Raw genomic sequence first — 20,143 nt, 5'->3', positions numbered from 1 at the left:
AAAACTGATTTCAACACCGTTGACAGTTAATGAAACATTCTTATATGAATTATCAACAACGACAGGAGCAAATAGTGCATTATCAGGTTTGGCGGATTTTGAATATTCCGGATATATAATCCTGCGCCACTTATAAAAACAGGATTCATTAACACCTTTCCTGCTGCACCATGAAATTACGGGTTCCTCACCAGCATAACATTCATCAATAATTGACTTCCAGTATTGAAGTCTTTGTTCTTTATTCATAAATACCTCCATCTATACCTGAATTATAGACGATACTTGTATTCATTAGAATGTGTATGTTATTTGACGCTTACGAAAAGCTGTATATAGTAAGTCTATACAGCTTTTTCAAGTGTGCCAGGCATGGCATGAATTCAGTTGGAGATAAACCAACCACAGGTAGTTACCGCCAAGTGTAGTGAACCACAAGCTGTTGATAGTGATGTCATGAGTGAAGGAAGTGGTGTAGCGATTCTTTTGAGCGTACGCATAGAAACTTGATAAGGCTAAATGGAGGATAAGGTTGCTTGACAAACCGAAGTCCAAAAGGTAAACGTAAAACCAAGACAGTAAATCAAGACGTTGTGAAGGAAATAGGATTCATGAATTACCCTGGGAGGTCTTGTGGACGAGGAAGCCTAGTAAACTTTAAAATCAGTGATAGTACCCTCGGTCGAAAAAGGTTAACCATAAGAAGTCAGATGAAGTCATAGTAGGTAGAAATACTGAAGGACTGAAACGTTTATAAAGTGCAAATCACTATAAGCAATGTTTGGATAATCCGAATATGAGGATAGCCTAGAACTATGAATCGTAATCATAGATGGTAAAGGTAATTGGGATGGTTCCAAATAAAATTTACAAATAGAGGAGGAGCAGCAAATGAAATTAATGGAAAAGATTTTGAGTGAAGAGAATTTACAAAAAGCAATCAAAAAGGTCAAACAAAATAAAGGAGCACCTGGAGTAGATAAAATGACAGTGCAAGAAGTTGAAGATTGGTTTAAAGAATATCAAGAAGAAATAACTTCAAAGATAATGAATAAACAATATCGACCAATGCTAGTCAAAAGAGTATATATTCCAAAACCAAATGGAAAACAAAGACCACTAGGAATTCCTACAGTAGTTGACCGAGTAATCCAACAAGCGATGTTACAAGTGCTGAGTAAAAACTATGAACCAATCTTTAGTGAACATAGTTATGGATTTCGACCAAGACGAAGTGCACATATGGCAATGGAAGAAGTATTGTATTACTTGAATGAAGGTTATGAATGGATAGTTGATTTAGATATTGAGAAATTTTTTGATACAGTAAATCATGATAAGTTAATTTCAATCTTAAGAGAGAATATCAATGACGCAACAACATTACATTTAATACGAGCATATTTAAGAGCAGGAGTATTAGATAAAGGACTTATCAAAAGTACAACAGTAGGAACACCACAGGGCGGACCTATCAGTGTTGTATTATCTAACATCTATTTAGATAAGTTTGATAAGGAACTAGAGTCAAGAAATCTAAGATTTGTGAGATATGCGGATGATTGTATCATATTCGTGAAAAGCGAAATGAGTGCAAATCGAGTAATGAAGTCAGTGACATCATGGCTGGAAAGAAAACTATTCTTGAAAGTTAGCGCAACGAAAACAAAAGTTGTACGTCCAACAAAAGGTCAATTCTTAGGATTTACCTTTTATAAAGATAGTCAAGGATGGAAAAGCAGACCTACAAAAGATAGAAAGAAACGCCTGTATGAAAAGATACAAAAGTATCTTAAAAGAAAACATGCGGTTTCAAGACCATTATCAACAACATTTACAAAAGTAAATCAAATAGTAAGAGGATGGATAAACTATTTTAAGATAGGAAGCATAAAGATGTTCCTTGAAGAGTTTGGACAATGGTTACGTCACAAGATACGATGTATCATCATCAAGCAATGGAAGAAACCAATGACAATCTATAGAAATCTAATGAAATTAAACAAAGCATGTAGATGTAGGTTTAGTGATGAGGAAATCTATAAATGTGCTAATTCAAGATTAGGGTGGTATAGAAGAAGTGGGCTAATTGTAGTTAATTATATTCTATCACCAACAGTTCTAGGCATAAGAAAAGGAGATAGACCTGGACTAGTCCATCCCCTAGATTACTATCTTAAGAGTTTGTGAATCGATATAAATGTAGAGCCGTATACGAGACCCGTACGTACGGGTCAATGAGAGGGGCGAAAACTATTACAGTTTTCCCTCTACTCTATTGGTATCAATATCTGTGACCCAACACATGTTTTGAAATCTAATGAAAATACACATCTCTAATAGTAAATATGAGCCAAAAAATTTTGGGATTATTGAAGTTATTCATTTGGCAACCTTTTTACCGGGGAATAATAACTAAATATGAAATAAAATTTAAAAAAAGTATTGCATTTATCGAATAATAATGTATAATTCCTAAGTGACGCAATATGTGTTACTATGCGTGGAAGGACTATGTCCATTTGACCACAGCACGGACAAATTTTATATAGGAGGTTATGTCGCGTGAGTAAAAAAGTTGTAAGAGTTATGAAAATTCAATTCCCAGCTGGGGGAGCTAAACCAGGTCCAGCTTTAGCTGGAGCAGGTATCCAAATGCCTAAATTCTGTACAGCATTCAATGATCAAACTAAAGATCGTATGGGTGAAACAGTGCCTGTTGTTTTAACAGTGTACGATGACAAAGATTTTAGTTTTGTATTGAAGACTGCACCAGCAGCTGAAATGATTAAAAAAGCTTGCGGGATCAAAAAAGGTTCAAGCAATGCTGGTACTACTACTGTTGCTAAGTTATCAGCTGATAAATTAAAAGAAATCGCTGAATACAAAATGCCAGACTTAAATGCCAATGATTTAGAATCAGCAATGAAAATCATCGCTGGTACTGCTCGTAACATGGGTATCGAAGTCGAAGCATAATTAGAAATTAAAATATTATCGTCATTTGTGGAAGGATAATCCGTTAGACCACTAAGGAGGAAAAGTAATGGCAAAGAAAAGTAAAAGATATCAAGAAGCTGCTAAGTTAATTGAAAAAGGTAAAGCTTATTCAATTGAAGAAGCAGTTACATTAGTAAAAGAAACAAGTAAAGTTAAATTTGATGCTGCTGTAGATGTTGCATTTAGATTAGGAGTAGATCCTCGTCAAGCTGATCAGCAGTTACGTGGAGCATTAGTACTACCAAACGGTACTGGAAAAACTAAAAAAGTTTTAGTTGTTACTGAAGGTGCTAAAGCACAAGAAGCTAAAGATGCTGGTGCAGATGTTGTTGGTGGTAAAGAAATTTTAGAAGACATCAAAAAAGGATGGTTAGATTTTGAAGTTATGATCGCTACTCCTGATATGATGGCTGAATTAGGTAAATTAGGTCGTATTCTTGGACCTAAAGGATTAATGCCTAACCCTAAAACAGGTACAGTAACTATGGATGTTGCTAAAGCTGTAAAAGAAACAAAAGCTGGTAAGGTAACTTACCGTACAGATAAAGAAGGAAATGTTCAAATGACAATTGGACGTGTATCTTTTGATAATGATAAATTAATAGAAAACTTTACTGCAATCTATGATTTATTAGTAAAAATTAAACCTTCAACTTCTAAAGGGGTTTATATGAAAAATATTGCTATCTCATCTACAATGGGACCTAGCATAAAAGTATCAGCTGCTAAGTAGTAGCTATTAATTAGTCGCAATCAATATACCCAAGACAGTAACTGGGAAACCTTAATTTGTTACCGAGGTGTTAAAGAAATATATTATATATATTGACTTTGACTCTCGTTTTACGAGAGTTTTAGTTTGAGTATATTGTTGCATATATAAAAAATACAGGAGGTGTGACAATGTCAACAGAAGCAATTAAAGCAAAAAGCGCATTAGTCGAAGAAATCGCTGCTAAGTTAAAAGGAGCTCAATCTGCGGTAGTAGTTGAATATCGTGGTTTATCTGTGGCGGAAGTTACAGAATTACGTAGAAACCTACGTGCTGAAGATGTTGAATTTAAAGTTTATAAAAACTCATTAGTTCGTAGAGCGACTGAAGCAACTGATTATGAAGGACTTAATGCTCAATTAACAGGACCAAACGCAATTGCATTTGGTAATAGTGATGCTGTAGCACCAGCAAGAGTACTTGCAAAATTCGCTAAAGATCATGAAGCTTTGGTTATTAAAGCAGCAGTGGTTGAAGGTAAATTATTAAATGTTGAAGAAGTTAAAGAAATTTCTAGCTTACCTAATCGTGAAGGTATGTACTCTATGTTACTTGGAATGTTACAAGCACCAGTTAGCAAGTTTGCACGCGTAGTAAAAGCTGTTGCAGAAGCAAAAGAAAGCGGTAGCACAGCGGAAGCAGCACCAGTAGAAGAGGCTGCTAATGAAACACCAGTTGTTGAAGCAACTGAAGAAACTAAAGAAGAAACAGCTGAATAATCGGCTAGATAAATTTGGAGGAAAATAAACATGGCAAAATTAACACATGAAGATATCTTAGCTTACTTAGAAGAAGCTACAATCTTAGAATTAAATGATTTAGTAAAAGCAATTGAAGAAAAATTTGATGTAACTGCTGCTGCACCTGTAGCTGTAGCTGCTGCTGGAGCTGAAGAAGGAGCTGGTGAACCAGCTAATGTTACAGTAACATTAACTGCTCCTGGTGGAACTAAAGTTGCTGTAATCAAAGTAGTAAGAGAAATTACTGGATTAGGATTAGTAGATGCTAAGGGATTAGTTGACAAAGCACCATCTGTAATTAAAGAAAACATTCCTGCTGCTGAAGGAGCTGAAATTAAAGAAAAATTAGAAGCTGCTGGAGCAACTGTTGAAGTTAAATAATTTATTTGACTATTAAGAGCCCTTTTGGGCTCTTTTATCTTGGAGGAAATATGAAACATTACTATACTAATAATGAGAATTTAGAAAGTTCGCCTGAAGAATTTATTTATCGTTATCAAGAAAAAGAACTAACATTTATAAGTGATAATGGAGTTTTTTCAAAAAAAATGATTGATTATGGATCACGAGTATTACTAGATACAATAAAGATAGATAGCAATAAAAAAAGTTTATTGGATGTGGGTTGTGGATATGGGACGTTTGGAGTGTCATTAAAAAGTGTATATCCATTTTTACAAGTTGAAATGGTTGATGTGAATGAACGAGCTATTAATCTTGCTAAAAAAAATTTACAAAAAAATAATTTGGATGCAAAAGTTTATATGAGTAGTGTTTATGATAATGTTTTTGGTAAATATGATTTAATTGTAACAAATCCTCCGATAAGAGCTGGTAAAGAAATAGTGACTAAAATTCTAGTGGAGGCTAAAGAACATTTGAATTATAAGGGTGAGATTTGGGCGGTTATTCAAAAGAAACAGGGGGCACCATCAGCTAAGAAGAATTTGGAAGCGGTTTTTGGGAATGTTACAATAGAAAAAAAAGATAAAGGATACTATGTTTTAAAAGCGGTTAATTGGTTAGAGGCTGAGTAATGGTTAAAATACAGTTTATTTTGAAATAATCAGTATTTTTATAAGATTTAAATTTGTCAATAGTTTTTTTATAAAAAGACAAAAAAGTTATTGACTTTAAAATATCCTTGTGATAGAGTATTAAAATGCCTATTAATATTTAAAATCAAGCGCTATTGCGCGTTCTAAAACATGTTGATAGAGAAAAATAAAGGGGTGGAATTAATACGTGGAAAATAAAATAACCAAAGCAAAGAGCAAGATTACTCGTCGTAATTATTCAAGAATTAGTGGATCTTTAGAGCTTCCTAATTTAGTAGAAATTCAAACAAATTCATATAAATGGTTTAAAGAAGTAGGAATAAAGGAAGTTTTTGAAGACATCTACCCAATTACTAACTTTAATGAAACATTATCGTTGGAATTTGTTGACTGTACATTTGATGAAGCAAAATATTCAGTTGAAGAAAGCAAAGATCGTGATGCAAATTATGCTGCTCCAATTAGAGCATCATTACGTTTAGTGAATTCTGCTACTGGTGAAATTAAAGAACAGGAAGTGTTTATGGGAGATTTCCCATTAATGACTGATTCTGGGACCTTTATTATCAATGGGGCTGAACGTGTTATTGTATCACAATTAGTTCGTTCTCCAGGGGCTTATTTTGCAGATGCCTTAGATAAAAGTGGAAAAACAGTATTTAATGGTAGTATTATCCCATCTAGAGGAACTTGGCTTGAATTTGAAAATGATGCCAAGGATATTTTAAATGTGCGTATCGATCGAAATAGAAAGATGCCTGGAACAGTATTATTAAGAGCTTTAGGATTATCTAGTAATGATGAAATAATTGATGTTTTTGGTGAGCATGAATTTATTATTAATACTTTAGCTAAAGATAATACAACTAATATGGAAGAAGCTTTAATAGAAATCTATAATAAATTAAGACCAGGTGAACCAGCTACATTAGAAGGTGCTAATAACCTTTTATTTGCAAAGTTTTTTGATAATAAACGTTATGATTTAGCAAAAGCTGGACGATTTAAATTTAGAAAAAAATTAAGTCTTTTAGATAGAATTTCTGGACGTATTCTGGCTCAAGATTTAGTTGATATTAATGGTAATATGGTATATCCTAAGGGAACTCTAATTACTCAAGAAATTATCGATGTAATTAAACCAGTACTTGAAGCTGGTGCTCATACTCGTGAACTTAATACCAACCCTAGATTAGAATCAAACGGTGTCATTCAAGTATTAGATGTATATGTTGATGACATTGATAGCAATATAATGCGTGTGATTGGGACTGACTTATCGTTAGATAGTAAATTTGTTACTATTTCAGATATGATCGCTGCATACTCATATATGTTTAATTTAGTTGATATATATAATTCTTTAGATTTAACTGCTGAAGACCGTGTTAATTTAATGGCACGTATTGGATTGTTAGATGATATTGATCACTTAGGTAATCGTCGTGTACGTTCAGTAGGTGAATTAATCCAAAACCAGTTTAGAATTGGTTTATCAAGAATGGAGAGAGTTGTTAAAGAAAGAATGTCATTATCAGAGGTTGATTCAATTACACCTCAATCTTTAACTAATATTCGTCCATTAACTGCTGCAATTAAAGAATTTTTCTCATCTTCACAGTTGTCACAATTCATGGATCAAATTAATCCACTTGCAGAATTAACTAATAAACGACGTTTGTCTGCATTAGGGCCAGGGGGATTAAGCCGTGATCGAGCTGGTTATGAAGTACGTGACGTACATGCGTCTCACTATGGTAGAATATGTCCGATTGAAACACCTGAAGGTCCAAATATCGGATTGATTTCAACATTAGCTTCTTATGCTAAAATAAATCAATATGGATTTATTGAAACACCATATCGTAAAGTTAATAATTGTGTAATTGATGAAGATGATGTGCGTTATTTAACTGCTGATGAAGAAAAAAATTATATTATTGCTCAGGCCAATGTTAAAACTGATAAGGATGGAACTATTTTAGATTCACAAGTAATTGCTCGTCATTTAGGTGAAAATATTATGGCAAAACGAGAAGAGGTAGATTTTATTGATATTTCGCCTAAACAAATCGTATCTGTTGCGACTTCTTGTATTCCTTTCCTTGAAAACGATGATGCAACACGTGCTTTGATGGGTGCAAACATGCAACGTCAAGCAGTACCTTTATTGAATCCTCATACACCATTTGTAGGAACAGGGATGGAGCATCAAGCAGCACGTGACTCAGGGGCTGCAGTAGTTGCTCGTGAAGATGGAATTATTACTTATGTTGATGCTAAAAAAGTTGTAGTAGAAGATAATGAAGGTGTTGAACATAGATATCGTTTAGCTAAATTTAAAATTTCTAATAATGGTACTTGTATTAACCATAAACCAATTGTTAAGATGGGTGAAAAAGTGTTAAAAGGGCAAGTATTAGCTGATGGTCCAGCAATGGAACAAGGAGAACTGGCTTTAGGACAAAATGTACTAGTAGGATTCATGGAGTGGAATGGATATAACTATGAAGATGCTGTCATTATGTCAGAAAGATTAGTGAAAGATGATGTATATACATCTATTCATATTGATGAATATGCGATTGAATGTCGTGATACAAAATTAGGACCAGAGGAAATAACTCGTGATATTCCTAATGTTGGAGATGAAGCTCGTAAAAATTTAAATAGTGATGGTATCATCATGATTGGTGCAGAAGTTAAAGAAGGGGATATTTTAGTTGGTAAAGTAACTCCTAAAGGACAAGCTGAATTATCAGCTGAAGAAAAATTACTATTAGCAATTTTTGGAGAAAAATCTCGTGAAGTAAAAGATAATTCTTTAAGAGTACCGCATGGTGGAGCTGGTATTGTACATGATATTAAAGTGTTTGAACGTAAAAATGGTGATGAATTACAACCAGGAGTTAATAAGGTTGTTAAAGTTTATATTGTTCAAAAGAGAAAAATCTCTGAAGGGGATAAGATGGCTGGACGTCATGGTAACAAAGGGGTAATTTCTAAAATTTTACCGATTGAAGATATGCCACATCTAGAAGATGGGACACCATTAGATATAATGCTTAACCCATTAGGGGTACCTTCTCGTATGAATATCGGACAAGTACTTGAATTACATTTGGGCTATGCTGCTCGTCAATTGGGATTGTATATTGCTACACCTGCATTTGATGGTTTACATCCAAGTGATCTTGAAGATATTATGGCTGAAGCTGGAATGTCTAAGGATGGAAAACAACCTGTAATTTCTGGACGTACAGGTGAGTATTTTGATAATAATATTTCAGTTGGGATTATGTACATGATTAAATTAGCCCACATGGTTGATGATAAATTACATGCTCGTTCAGTAGGACCATACTCATTAGTAACACAACAGCCTTTAGGTGGTAAAGCACAAAATGGTGGACAAAGATTTGGAGAAATGGAAGTTTGGGCATTAGAAGCATATGGTGCTGCTTATACATTACGTGAAATTTTAACTGTTAAATCTGATGATGTTGTGGGTCGTGTTAAAACATATGAAGCGATTGTTAAAGGTCAACCATTGCCAGAACCAGGATTACCTGAATCATTTAGAGTATTGAAAAAAGAATTACAAGCTCTAGCATTAGATATTCGTTTACTAGATGAAAATGATAATGAAGTTGATATGCGTAATATTGAAGAAGAGGAACACCGTTTCCCACGTAGTATTGATAAGGATGAAGTAATTGAGACTCCAAAAACTGATGAGCAGGTTGAAGAAGAAATTGATGAAGATGATTTAGAAATTGAAGAAAATTGTGAAGTATGTGATGAAGATAACTTCGAAGATGATAACTTCGAAGGAGACGATATTGAAGAAAGTGAATCATTATAGGAGGAATAACGATGGCAAATACAAATAAATTCTCAGCTATTCAAATTGGTTTAGCATCTCCTCAAAAGATTCGCGAATGGTCTTATGGTGAAGTAAAAAAGCCAGAAACGATTAACTATCGTTCTCAAAAACCTGAAAAGGATGGATTATTCTGTGAAAGAATTTTCGGTCCTTCTAAGGATTGGGAATGTAGCTGTGGAAAATATAAGAAAGTTCGTTATAAAGGTGTAGTGTGTGATAGATGTGGTGTTGAGGTAACTAAATCAGCTGTTCGACGTGAGAGAATGGGGCATATTGAATTAGCAACACCAATTGCACATATTTGGTATTTAAAAGGTATTCCTTCAAGAATGGGACTTATTCTTGACATGTCACCGAAACAATTAGAAGAAATAATCTATTTTGTTTCTTATGTTGTTATTGATAAAGGAAGTACACCATTAGAATACAAACAAGTATTATCTGAAAGAGACTATCGTAAATGTTTTGAACAATTTGGACATACATTTGAAGCTAAAATTGGAGCTGAAGCAATTCAAACATTATTAAAACAAGTTGATCTTGATATTGAATTTGAAAAAGTAAGTAAAGAATTAAAAGAAGCTCAAGGACAAAAACGTACTAAATTATTAAAACGTTTAGAAGCTATTGAGGCTTTTAGATCTTCTGAAAATGAGCCAGAATGGATGATTTTAGAAGCATTGCCAGTGATACCACCTGATTTACGTCCAATGTTACAATTGGATGGGGGACGTTTTGCAACCTCAGATTTAAATGATTTATATCGTCGAGTTATTACTCGTAACAATCGTTTAAAGAAGTTGTTAGAATTAGGAACACCTTCAATCATTGTACAAAATGAAAAGAGAATGTTGCAAGAAGCAGTTGATGCTTTGATTGATAATGGTCGCCGTTCAAAACCTATCACTGGTGCTGGAGGACGAGCATTAAAATCATTAAGTCATACACTAAAAGGGAAACAAGGACGTTTCAGACAAAATTTATTAGGTAAACGTGTTGATTATTCAGGACGTTCAGTAATTGCAGTAGGACCAGATTTAAAAATGTATCAATGTGGTATTCCTCGTGAAATGGCTTTAAACTTATTTAAACCATTTGTTATCAATGGATTAGTTAGGGATCAGTTAGCTACTAATATTAAAGCTGCTGAAAGATTAATTGAAAAGATGGATGATCGCATTTGGCCAATTGTTGAGGAAGTAATCAAACAACACCCAGTATTATTAAATCGAGCTCCTACACTTCATAGATTAGGAATCCAAGCCTTTGAACCTAAATTAGTAGAGGGACGTGCTATTCGTTTGCATCCATTAGTTACACCTGCATTTAATGCGGATTTTGATGGTGATCAAATGGCTGTCCATGTACCTCTAGGTGAAGAAGCTATTCAAGAAGCCCGTCAATTAATGTTAGGGTCAAATAATATTTTAGGGCCTAAAGATGGAAAACCAATCGTTACCCCATCTCAGGATATGGTTTTAGGTAATTATTATTTAACTTTGGAAGATAAAGATGGCTTGGGTGAAGGTACAGTTTTTGCAGATCGTAATGAAGTTGATCATGCTTATTTTGCTAAGACTGTTGGTTTACACACAAGAGTAGCAATCAGAGCTTCTGCTTTAAATAATAGTACATTTACTGAAGCTCAAAATAATTGTTATCTAATTACAACTGTTGGTAAAATATTATTTAATGATATTTTTGATGGACAATTCCCATTTATTAATGATCCAAGTGGAGAAAACTTGATTGCAACACCAGATAAATACTTTGTTCCAATGGGAACAAATATTAAAGAGCATATTAAAAACCAACCAATAATTAAGCCATTAAATAAAAAATCGTTAGGTAAGATTATTGATGAGGTATTTAAACATCAGGCAATGTCTGATACAAGTTTAATGCTTGATAAATTGAAAGATCAAGGTTTCTATTATTCTACAATTGCGGGAACAACTGTATCTGTATATGATATTCAGGTTCCTCAAGCTAAATACGAAATTTTTGAACATGCTGATGAAAAATTGGAACAAATTAAAAAGTTCTATAATAAAGGTAAATTAACTGAGTCTGAAAGATATCAAAATGTAATTAAATTATGGACAGAAGTAAAAGATGATGTTCAGGAAGTAGTTCGTGAAGAGTTCGAAGCTGATGATCGTAACCCAATCTTCATTATGTCTGATTCTGGAGCACGTGGATCGCTTTCAAACTTTACTCAGCTAGTAGGAATGCGTGGTTTGATGTCAAATCCAAAAGGAGAAACAATTGAGTTGCCGATTAAGTCTTCATTTAGAGAAGGGTTAACAGCTTCAGAATTCTTTATTTCTACCCATGGTGCTCGTAAAGGATCAACTGATACTGCTTTAAAAACAGCCGATTCTGGTTATTTAACAAGACGTTTAGTTGATGTTGCTCAAGAAGTTATTATTTCTGAGGAAGACTGTGGTACAGATCGTGGATTTGTTGTAACTGAGCTTTATAATAATGATGATAAGTCTGTTATTGTTCCATTACGTGACCGTTTAGTAGGACGCTTCTCACAAAAAGATATTTTCCATCCTGAAACTAGAGAGTTAATTGTTGCTAGTGGTGAAATGATTACTGAAGCATTGGCTGATGATATTGTTGCTGCTGATATTAAAGAAGTAGAAATTCGTTCAGTTCTTGGATGTACTGCTAAAGGTGGTATTTGCCGTAAATGTTATGGTCGTAACTTAGCAACAGGAAATATTGTTGAACTTGGTGAAGCAGTAGGAATTATGGCTGCTCAATCAATTGGTGAACCTGGTACACAGCTAACAATGCGTACTTTCCATGATGGTGGGGTTGCTGGTGGTGCAGATATCACTCAAGGGTTACCTCGTATTCAAGAATTATTTGAAGCACGTAACCCAAAAGCTAAATCAATTATCAGTGAAATTGAGGGTGAAGTCACAAACTTAATAGATAATGCAGGTAGAATGGAAATCGTTATTACTAATGATTTAGAAACTCGTAGCTATTTAGCTCCTTATGGTGCTAAAATTAGAGTTAGTGTCGGAGATCATATTAATATTGGTGATAAAATTACTAAAGGATCTATTGATCCAAAAGAGTTATTATTAGTAGCTGATGTTGAAGCTGTTGAAAACTATATTATTAAAGAAGTACAAAAGGTATATCGTATTCAAGGGATTGAAATTTCTGATAAGCATATTGAAATTATCGTTAAACAGATGCTAAGAAAAATGAAAGTTGTTGAAGGTGGAAATACTGGATGTTTGCCTGGTACAAATATTAATGTTAATGCATTTACTGAATTGAATCGTGAAGTTTTAAAAGAAGGGAAACATCCTGCAGTTGCAAGACCAGTTTTACTTGGGATTACTAAAGCTTCTTTAGAAACAGAATCATTCTTATCAGCAGCATCATTCCAGGAAACAACTAAGATTTTAACGGATGCATCAATAAAAGGTAAAAAAGATTTATTAAAAGGTTTAAAAGAAAATGTCCTGATTGGTAAATTATTACCTGCTGGGACTGGTCTTCGTGGAGCGTTAAAGTCGCCTGAAACCTTAGCTCGTGAAGCTGAAGAAGCGTTTATGATGAGTCAAGAGGAGTCAGAAGAAAACTTTGATGAAACTCTTATTATAGATGAAAATAATGAAATATTAGAACAGGCAGATTAATCTGCTTGTTTTTTTAAAATCATTTTCTTAATTGATGATCAGTAAAAGCTTTAATAAAGGATAATATAGATACAGATAACAATTGTAAATATTATATTGTAATAGTATTAAGATATAGAAGAAAGATGATATGATAAATTAAGATAAGGTATAAGACTAATCATAAGATGTTAATAGAAATAGAATTATGCTAGATCATAATTGTATTATATTAGAGATTTAATCAAGATATTTAATCTCAAAATTTATGGTAAAGTTGAAGAGTGAGTCAATATTAAAGATTTTTAGCTGACATGCCAATATAAAATATAAGTACAGAGATAGAGGCTTTTTTATTTACATAAATATTATTATTTAAAAGAAATAAAAAAATATGTTGACATAATAAAATAAATAGATTATTATAGTCTACGGTGCTCGTTGTGGAGCGCGTTGTTTATTGTAAAATATGAAACACCCGGTATTGTGTGTTTGGGTATGGAAGAAAGGAGAAAAGGAATGCCTACAATTAATCAATTAGTAAGACAAGGTCGTAACGACAAAACTACAAAATCTAAATCACCAGCGTTAAATAGAGGATTTAATTCATTGGCTAAAAAACCAACTGTAACTAATTCGCCTCAAAAACGTGGTGTTTGTACTCGTGTTGCTACCATGACACCAAAAAAACCTAACTCGGCTTTACGTAAATATGCCCGTGTTAGATTATCAAATGGTATGGAAGTAACTGCATATATTCCAGGAATTGGACATAATCTACAAGAACATAGTGTTGTTTTGATTCGTGGTGGTCGTGTTAAGGATTTACCAGGGGTACGTTACCATATTGTACGTGGTACTATGGACTGTGCTGGTGTAAATAACCGTAAACAAGGCCGTTCTAGATATGGTGCTAAAAAACCAAAAGCTTAAAAATCAAGTATAGGAGGAAAATTAAATGGCAAGAAAAGGTCAAGTTGCTAAAAGAGACGTTCTACCTGATCCAGTATATAACTCAAAAACTGTATCTAAATTAATCAACAACATTATGCTTGATGGTAAAAAAGGTGTTGCTCAAAACATCTTATATGATGCATTTAAAAAAGTAGAAGAAAAAACTGGAAATCCTGCAATGGAAGTTTTTGATCAAGCAATTAATAACATTATGCCAGTTCTTGAACTTAAGGTTAGACGTATTGGTGGGGCTAACTACCAAGTACCAGTAGAAGTATCTGGTGAAAGAAGAATGACTTTAGGATTAAGATGGTTAGTAAATTATTCTCGTTTAAGAAACGAAAATACAATGGTTGATCGTTTAGCTAATGAAATTATTGATGCTTCTAATGGAGCTGGAGCTTCTGTTAAGAAGAAAGAAGATACACATAAAATGGCAGAAGCTAATAAAGCATTTGCTCATTTCCGTTGGTAATATCCAACAAATAATTAAGAAAGGAGAAAAATTATGGCTCGTGAATTCTCACTAGAAAAAACTCGTAATATTGGAATCATGGCTCATATTGATGCTGGAAAAACAACAACAACAGAACGTGTTCTATATTACACTGGTAAAATTCATAAAATTGGAGAAACTCATGAAGGAGCTTCTCAAATGGACTGGATGGAACAAGAGCAAGAACGTGGTATTACAATTACATCTGCTGCAACTACTGCACAATGGAATGGATATCGTGTAAATATTATCGATACACCAGGCCATGTAGACTTCACTGTAGAAGTTGAACGTTCTTTACGTGTATTAGATGGTGCAGTAACAGTATTAGACTCTAAAGCTGGGGTTGAACCTCAAACTGAAACAGTTTGGCGTCAAGCTACTACTTATGGAGTACCTCGTATTGTTTTCTGTAATAAAATGGATGCTACTGGGGCAGACTTTATTATGTCTGTTGAATCTTTAGAGAAAAGATTAGGTGTACAAGGTATAGCTATCCAATTACCAATTGGTGCTGAAGATACTTTTGAAGGTATTATTGATTTAATTAAAATGAAAGCTGTTTATTTTGAAGGGGATAAAGGTGAAAATGTTGTTTATAAAGATATTCCTGAAGAATATATGGCACAAGCAGAAGAATATCGTGCTAAAATGCTAGATTCTGCTGCTACTTATGATGATGATTTATTAATGAAAGTTTTAGAAGGTGAAGAACCAACTGAGGAAGAAATCAAAGCTGCTATTCGTAAAGGAGTTTTGGCTGTTGAATTATTCCCAGTATTATGTGGTTCTGCCTATAAAGATAAAGGTGTTCAACCAATGCTAGATGCAGTTATTGATTTCTTACCAGCACCTACTGATATTCCATCAATTAAAGGTACTGATGAAAACGATAACGAAATTGAAAGACATGCTTCAGATGAAGAACCATTTGCAGCTTTAGCTTTCAAAATCATGGCTGACCCATTTGTTGGAAAATTAACATTCTTCCGTGTATATTCAGGTACTGCTGAAGCAGGAAGCTATGTGTTGAATTCAACAAAAGACAAAAAAGAACGTTTAGGACGTATTCTGCAAATGCATGCTAATAAACGTAATGAGATTAATACAGTTTATGCAGGAGATATTGCTGCTGCAGTAGGTTTTAAAAACACTACAACTGGGGATACTATTTGTGATGAAAAGAATTTTGTTATTTTAGAAAAAATGGAATTCCCTGAACCAGTTATTGAATTGGCTATTGAACCTAAAACAAAACAAGATCAAGATAAGCTTGGTACAGGATTATCTAAATTAGCTGAAGAAGATCCAACATTTAAGACTTATACTAACCCTGAAACTGGTGATACTGTAATTGCTGGTATGGGTGAATTACACTTAGATGTAATTGTTGATCGTTTAAAAAGAGAATTTAAAGTTGAAGCTAATGTAGGTGCTCCACAAGTTGCTTATCGTGAAACTATTACTCAAGCTGCTGAATGTGAAGGTAAATATGTAAAACAATCAGGTGGTCGTGGACAATATGGTCACGTATGGATTAAATTTGAACCTAACGAAGGTAAAGGATTTGAATTCGTTGATGCTGTAGTTGGTGGAGCTGTACCTAGAGAATATATTAACTCTGTTAAAGTAGGTCTAGAAGATGCTCTTGAAACAGGTATGATTGCAGGATATCCTGTATTAGATGTTAAAGCAACATTATTCGATGGTTCTTATCATGATGTCGATTCATCAGAAATGGCATATAAAGTTGCTGCAAGTTTAGCACTTAAAGCTGCTGGTAAAAAGTGTGCTCCAGTAATCTTAGAACCAATTATGGCTGTAGAAGTTGTTGCTCCAGCTGAATACTTAGGAAGTGTAATGGGTGATGTTTCTTCTCGTCGTGGTATGATTGAAGGACAAGAAGAAAGAGGGAATGCTGTATCAGTGCAAGCATCTGTACCATTATCTGAAATGTTCGGTTATGCAACAGATTTACGTTCATTCACACAAGGACGTGGTAACTACACTATGAGATTTGATAGATACGAACCAGTACCTAAATCAATTAAAGAAGAAATTATCAAGAAAAACGGTGGGAATGAATAGTCTTCATTCAAAATCTTATTGATTTTTTCAATTAAATAAATTAGAATGTATATGTACAAAAATATTAATTAGGAGGAACCTTAAATGGCTAAGGAAAAATTTGACCGCTCAAAAGCGCATGTAAATATCGGAACTATTGGTCACGTTGACCATGGTAAAACAACTTTAACTGCTGCTATTACAACAGTATTATCAAAAGATGGACAAGCACAAGCAATGGATTATGCTTCAATTGATGCTGCTCCTGAAGAAAAAGAACGTGGTATTACAATCAATACTGCACACGTAGAGTATCAAACTGAAACTCGCCACTATGCACATGTTGACTGTCCAGGCCATGCTGACTATATCAAAAATATGATCACTGGTGCTGCACAAATGGATGGTGCTATCTTAGTAGTTGCTGCTACTGATGGACCAATGCCTCAAACAAGAGAACATATCTTATTATCTCGTCAAGTAGGTGTGCCATACATTATTGTATTCTTAAATAAATGTGATATGGTAGATGATGAAGAATTATTAGATTTAGTAGAAATGGAAGTTCGTGAATTATTAAATGAATATGACTTCCCAGGTGATGACACTCCAGTTATCCGTGGTTCTGCTTTAAAAGCATTAGAAGGAGATGCAAAATGGGTTCCAGCTATTCATGAATTAATGGAAGCTGTTGATTCTTATATTCCAACTCCAACTAGAGATACTGATAAACCATTCTTAATGCCAGTTGAAGATGTTTTCACAATCACTGGACGTGGTACTGTTGCTACAGGACGTGTTGAACGTGGACAATTAAATTTAAATGACCCACTTGAAATCGTTGGTATTCATGAAACTCAAAATACTGTTGCTACTGGTATCGAAATGTTCCGTAAATTATTAGATTATGCTGAATCTGGAGATAATGTAGGGGTTTTATTAAGAGGTATTAACCGTGATCAAATCCAACGTGGACAAGTATTAGCTAAACCAGGATCAGTTAATCCACACAAAAAATTCAAATCTCAAGTATATATCTTAAGTAAAGATGAAGGTGGTCGTCATACTCCTTTCTTCGCTAACTATAGACCACAATTCTACTTCAGAACTACTGATGTAACTGGTGTAATTGAATTACCTGAAGGTGTAGAAATGGTTATGCCTGGAGATAACGTTGAATTAACTGTAGAATTAATTGCTCCAATAGCAATTGAAAAAGGAACTAAGTTCTCTATCCGTGAAGGTGGTAGAACTGTAGGTTCTGGAAATATCTCTGATATTATTGAATAATATCAGAAATAAAAAAAGGTCATAGCTTGATCAATGTCATTAGTTAAATAAATGATGAATTAATCAGAAGTCAGAAATTGATATATTTCTACTTCTGATTTTTATTTTAATATTCATACAAGTATGAATATATAGACTTTAGTCAGTTGAGCATACGAAGTATGCGAAATAAAAAACCACCTGCTATGCGGGTGGAGCGATAAAGGTGTTATACAAAGGTATCACCTTTCCAATATAATGGAGTTGTTCAAGCTATCATTATATGAGAAAGGAAAGGTGATTAAGTATGGCTCAAAAAACAAATTCGTTGGCGCATACGAAGTGGATGTGTAAATATCACATCGTCTTCACACCAAAGTATAGACGAAAAGTAATATATAATCAACTAAGAAATGATATAGGAGAAATATTAAGAACATTATGTCGATATAAAGGGGTAGAAATAATAGAAGGACATTTAATGGCGGATCATGTACATATATTAGTAATGATACCACCAAAGTTAAGTGTATCATCATTTATGGGATATCTTAAAGGAAAGTCAGCATTGATGATATTTGATCGACATGCAAATCTAAAATATAAATATGGGAATAGACATTTCTGGTCAGAAGGGTATTATGTGAGTACAGTCGGATTAAATGACGCAACAGTCGCAAAATATATCAGGGAGCAAGAAAGATATGATATAGCGATGGATAAATTAAGTGTGAAAGAATATCAAAATCCGTTTGAAGATAAAGAGATGAAGAAAGAAAATAGTAAAAAGAGAAATAAGAAAGAAAAGGAAAAATAAATCCCTTTGAGGGATAGCGAGAGTCAAAAGCGATAGCTTGAACGAAGTGAAAGCAGCGCCTTGAGACGCGAGCAAGTAACAAAGGCTTATAGCCGTAGAGAAAACCACGTCTTTTAGGCGTGGTTTTTATTTATAGTATGTAAAGAAGTGTATAAATAAATTGCTAATTAAATATATAGATGGAATATATTTAGGTATTCAATTTTTAAAGTTTTTTTTGATATCGCACAGAGGTTATGTGATTTTTAAAGAAGATTCATTTTATTTAGTAGCCTAATTATAATTCGTTTATTTGTTATATTAAATCTCATTACCCTAAAGCTAAAATGAAGTTTATCTAAGAAATTAATTTTCTAATTCTTTGATATAAATTTATATCTTCCAATGATGTTTTTTAGGTGAGATACTATATATTGTTGGATGATATGATTTAGAAATATAATAAAATTGTTAAAAAATATATTTGAAAATATCATGATTGATTATTGGTTTGTATTTAAAATTAAGAAGATTCAAGCTATATCTAGCATATAAAATCATCGTTTATATTATAAAATAGGGAAGGTGAAAATTATCTATAATGATTCATTACTTAGTGAATAAGATTTATTCAACTGCTTTTTTACATTTTTAAAATACTTGAAACAACTTGAAAATGATATATTAGTTGGGTATAATAAAGAGGCAGATACAAATCTGAAAATTTGTTGTTATAAGGAGAAATCAAGATGGATGAACAAGAACAAATTGTAATTAATTTAATTGTAAACAGCGGTAGTGCTCGTAGTTCTGCGATTGAAGCAATTCAATATGCTAAAGCTGGTGATTTAGAAAAAGCAGATGAGTCTTTACAAGCTGCTAAAGAAACAGTGAATGAAGCTCATCATTCACAAACAGAGTTAATTCAAGCAGAAATTCGTGGTGAAAAAGCACCATTGAATTTATTGATGGTACATGCTCAAGATCATTTAATGACAGCTTTGGTAGTTATTGATTTAGCTCAAGAATTTATTGATGTTTATAAAAAAATTGGGTAATTGGGTAGTGGTCATTAATACTTCTCCTTCATAATGGTGGGGGAGTTTTTTTGTTATTATAATTTGTTAAATAAATAAAAAAAAGACTTTACAAAAGAGAAGTGATATGGTAAATTAAATAGGCACTCAGGGAAAGGGAGAGAGGCCGGAGAAAAAGGCATGAAAAAAGTCAAAAAAAAGATTGACTAAAGAAGGAAAAGAGTGTAAGATAAACAAGTCGGCAAAAGAAGCCGAGGAGATCATTGAAAACTAAACAGAATTAAGAAACACACGTCAATATCCGGAAGGATAGAAAAGAAAAAGAAGAGCTAAACAAACGAAGAGTTGTTTGAAAGATAAAACAATGGAGAGTTTGATCCTGGCTCAGGATGAACGCTGGCGGCGTGCCTAATACATG

General features: G+C 33.5%; 16 protein-coding genes and 1 other annotated feature. Of the genes, 15 read left to right on the top strand and 1 reads right to left on the bottom strand.

Annotated features, from left to right (window positions below; genetic code table 11):
* On the bottom strand, positions 1-249 hold a 249-nt coding region (gene tnpA, locus BMW96_RS11980; protein ID WP_092356313.1), incomplete at its 3' end, for an IS66 family insertion sequence element accessory protein TnpA.
* 138 nt (positions 250-387) lie between these two features.
* On the opposite strand from tnpA (BMW96_RS11980), the gene BMW96_RS14720 reads away from it, so the two are divergent.
* From BMW96_RS14720 to BMW96_RS11910, 15 genes are all read left to right on the top strand, one after another.
* Positions 388-510, top strand: a complete 123-nt coding sequence (locus tag BMW96_RS14720; RefSeq protein ID WP_257606900.1) for a hypothetical protein — start codon at positions 388-390, stop codon at positions 508-510.
* 381 nt (positions 511-891) lie between these two features.
* A complete protein-coding gene (gene ltrA / locus BMW96_RS11975) occupies positions 892-2,190 on the top strand; it encodes a group II intron reverse transcriptase/maturase (RefSeq protein ID WP_092356310.1) in 1,299 nt (432 codons plus the stop codon).
* A gap of 375 nt (positions 2,191-2,565) precedes the next feature.
* On the top strand, positions 2,566-2,979 hold the full coding sequence (gene rplK / locus BMW96_RS11970; protein ID WP_092356308.1) for a 50S ribosomal protein L11: 414 nt from the start codon (positions 2,566-2,568) through the stop codon (positions 2,977-2,979).
* Between the two features lie 67 nt (positions 2,980-3,046).
* Complete coding sequence (rplA, locus tag BMW96_RS11965) at positions 3,047-3,733, top strand: 50S ribosomal protein L1 (protein WP_092356305.1); 687 nt, start codon at positions 3,047-3,049, stop codon at positions 3,731-3,733.
* 10 nt (positions 3,734-3,743) lie between these two features.
* Positions 3,744-3,867: a sequence feature (ribosomal protein L10 leader region), on the top strand.
* Positions 3,868-3,903: 36 nt separating this feature from the next.
* The gene (gene rplJ, locus BMW96_RS11960; RefSeq protein WP_092356302.1) at positions 3,904-4,491 is read left to right on the top strand and encodes a 50S ribosomal protein L10; all 588 of its coding nucleotides are present in this window, start codon (positions 3,904-3,906) and stop codon (positions 4,489-4,491) included.
* Between the two features lie 30 nt (positions 4,492-4,521).
* Entirely contained in the window at positions 4,522-4,893 is a 372-nt protein-coding gene (gene rplL / locus BMW96_RS11955) for a 50S ribosomal protein L7/L12 (protein ID WP_092356299.1), read from the top strand.
* A 50-nt stretch (positions 4,894-4,943) separates the two neighbouring features.
* The gene (locus BMW96_RS11950) at positions 4,944-5,549 is read left to right on the top strand and encodes a class I SAM-dependent methyltransferase (protein WP_092356296.1); all 606 of its coding nucleotides are present in this window, start codon (positions 4,944-4,946) and stop codon (positions 5,547-5,549) included.
* A 208-nt stretch (positions 5,550-5,757) separates the two neighbouring features.
* Positions 5,758-9,435 carry a DNA-directed RNA polymerase subunit beta gene (gene rpoB / locus BMW96_RS11945; RefSeq protein WP_092356293.1) on the top strand — a complete coding sequence of 1,226 codons (3,678 nt, stop codon included), beginning with the start codon at positions 5,758-5,760 and terminating at the stop codon, positions 9,433-9,435.
* 11 nt (positions 9,436-9,446) lie between these two features.
* On the top strand, positions 9,447-13,127 hold the full coding sequence (gene rpoC / locus BMW96_RS11940) for a DNA-directed RNA polymerase subunit beta' (RefSeq protein WP_092356289.1): 3,681 nt from the start codon (positions 9,447-9,449) through the stop codon (positions 13,125-13,127).
* A 498-nt stretch (positions 13,128-13,625) separates the two neighbouring features.
* Positions 13,626-14,039 (top strand): 30S ribosomal protein S12, encoded by a 414-nt coding sequence (rpsL, locus tag BMW96_RS11935; protein WP_092356286.1) that lies wholly within the window; start codon positions 13,626-13,628, stop codon positions 14,037-14,039.
* 25 nt (positions 14,040-14,064) lie between these two features.
* On the top strand, positions 14,065-14,535 hold the full coding sequence (rpsG, locus tag BMW96_RS11930) for a 30S ribosomal protein S7 (RefSeq protein ID WP_003539656.1): 471 nt from the start codon (positions 14,065-14,067) through the stop codon (positions 14,533-14,535).
* 33 nt (positions 14,536-14,568) lie between these two features.
* Positions 14,569-16,644 (top strand): elongation factor G, encoded by a 2,076-nt coding sequence (gene fusA / locus BMW96_RS11925; RefSeq protein ID WP_092356283.1) that lies wholly within the window; start codon positions 14,569-14,571, stop codon positions 16,642-16,644.
* An 84-nt stretch (positions 16,645-16,728) separates the two neighbouring features.
* Entirely contained in the window at positions 16,729-17,913 is a 1,185-nt protein-coding gene (gene tuf, locus BMW96_RS11920) for an elongation factor Tu (protein ID WP_092356280.1), read from the top strand.
* Positions 17,914-18,199: 286 nt separating this feature from the next.
* On the top strand, positions 18,200-18,709 hold the full coding sequence (gene tnpA, locus BMW96_RS11915) for an IS200/IS605 family transposase (RefSeq protein ID WP_092356277.1): 510 nt from the start codon (positions 18,200-18,202) through the stop codon (positions 18,707-18,709).
* Positions 18,710-19,437: 728 nt separating this feature from the next.
* Positions 19,438-19,746 (top strand): PTS lactose/cellobiose transporter subunit IIA, encoded by a 309-nt coding sequence (locus BMW96_RS11910; RefSeq protein ID WP_092356274.1) that lies wholly within the window; start codon positions 19,438-19,440, stop codon positions 19,744-19,746.
* Positions 19,747-20,143 lie beyond the last annotated feature (397 nt).

This window comes from Thomasclavelia cocleata, from assembly GCF_900102365.1.
GTDB lineage: Bacteria > Bacillota_I > Bacilli_A > Erysipelotrichales > Coprobacillaceae > Thomasclavelia > Thomasclavelia cocleata.
The sequence above is the reverse complement of the archived record's forward strand: the minus strand, read 5'-3'. Positions and strand labels throughout refer to the sequence as shown.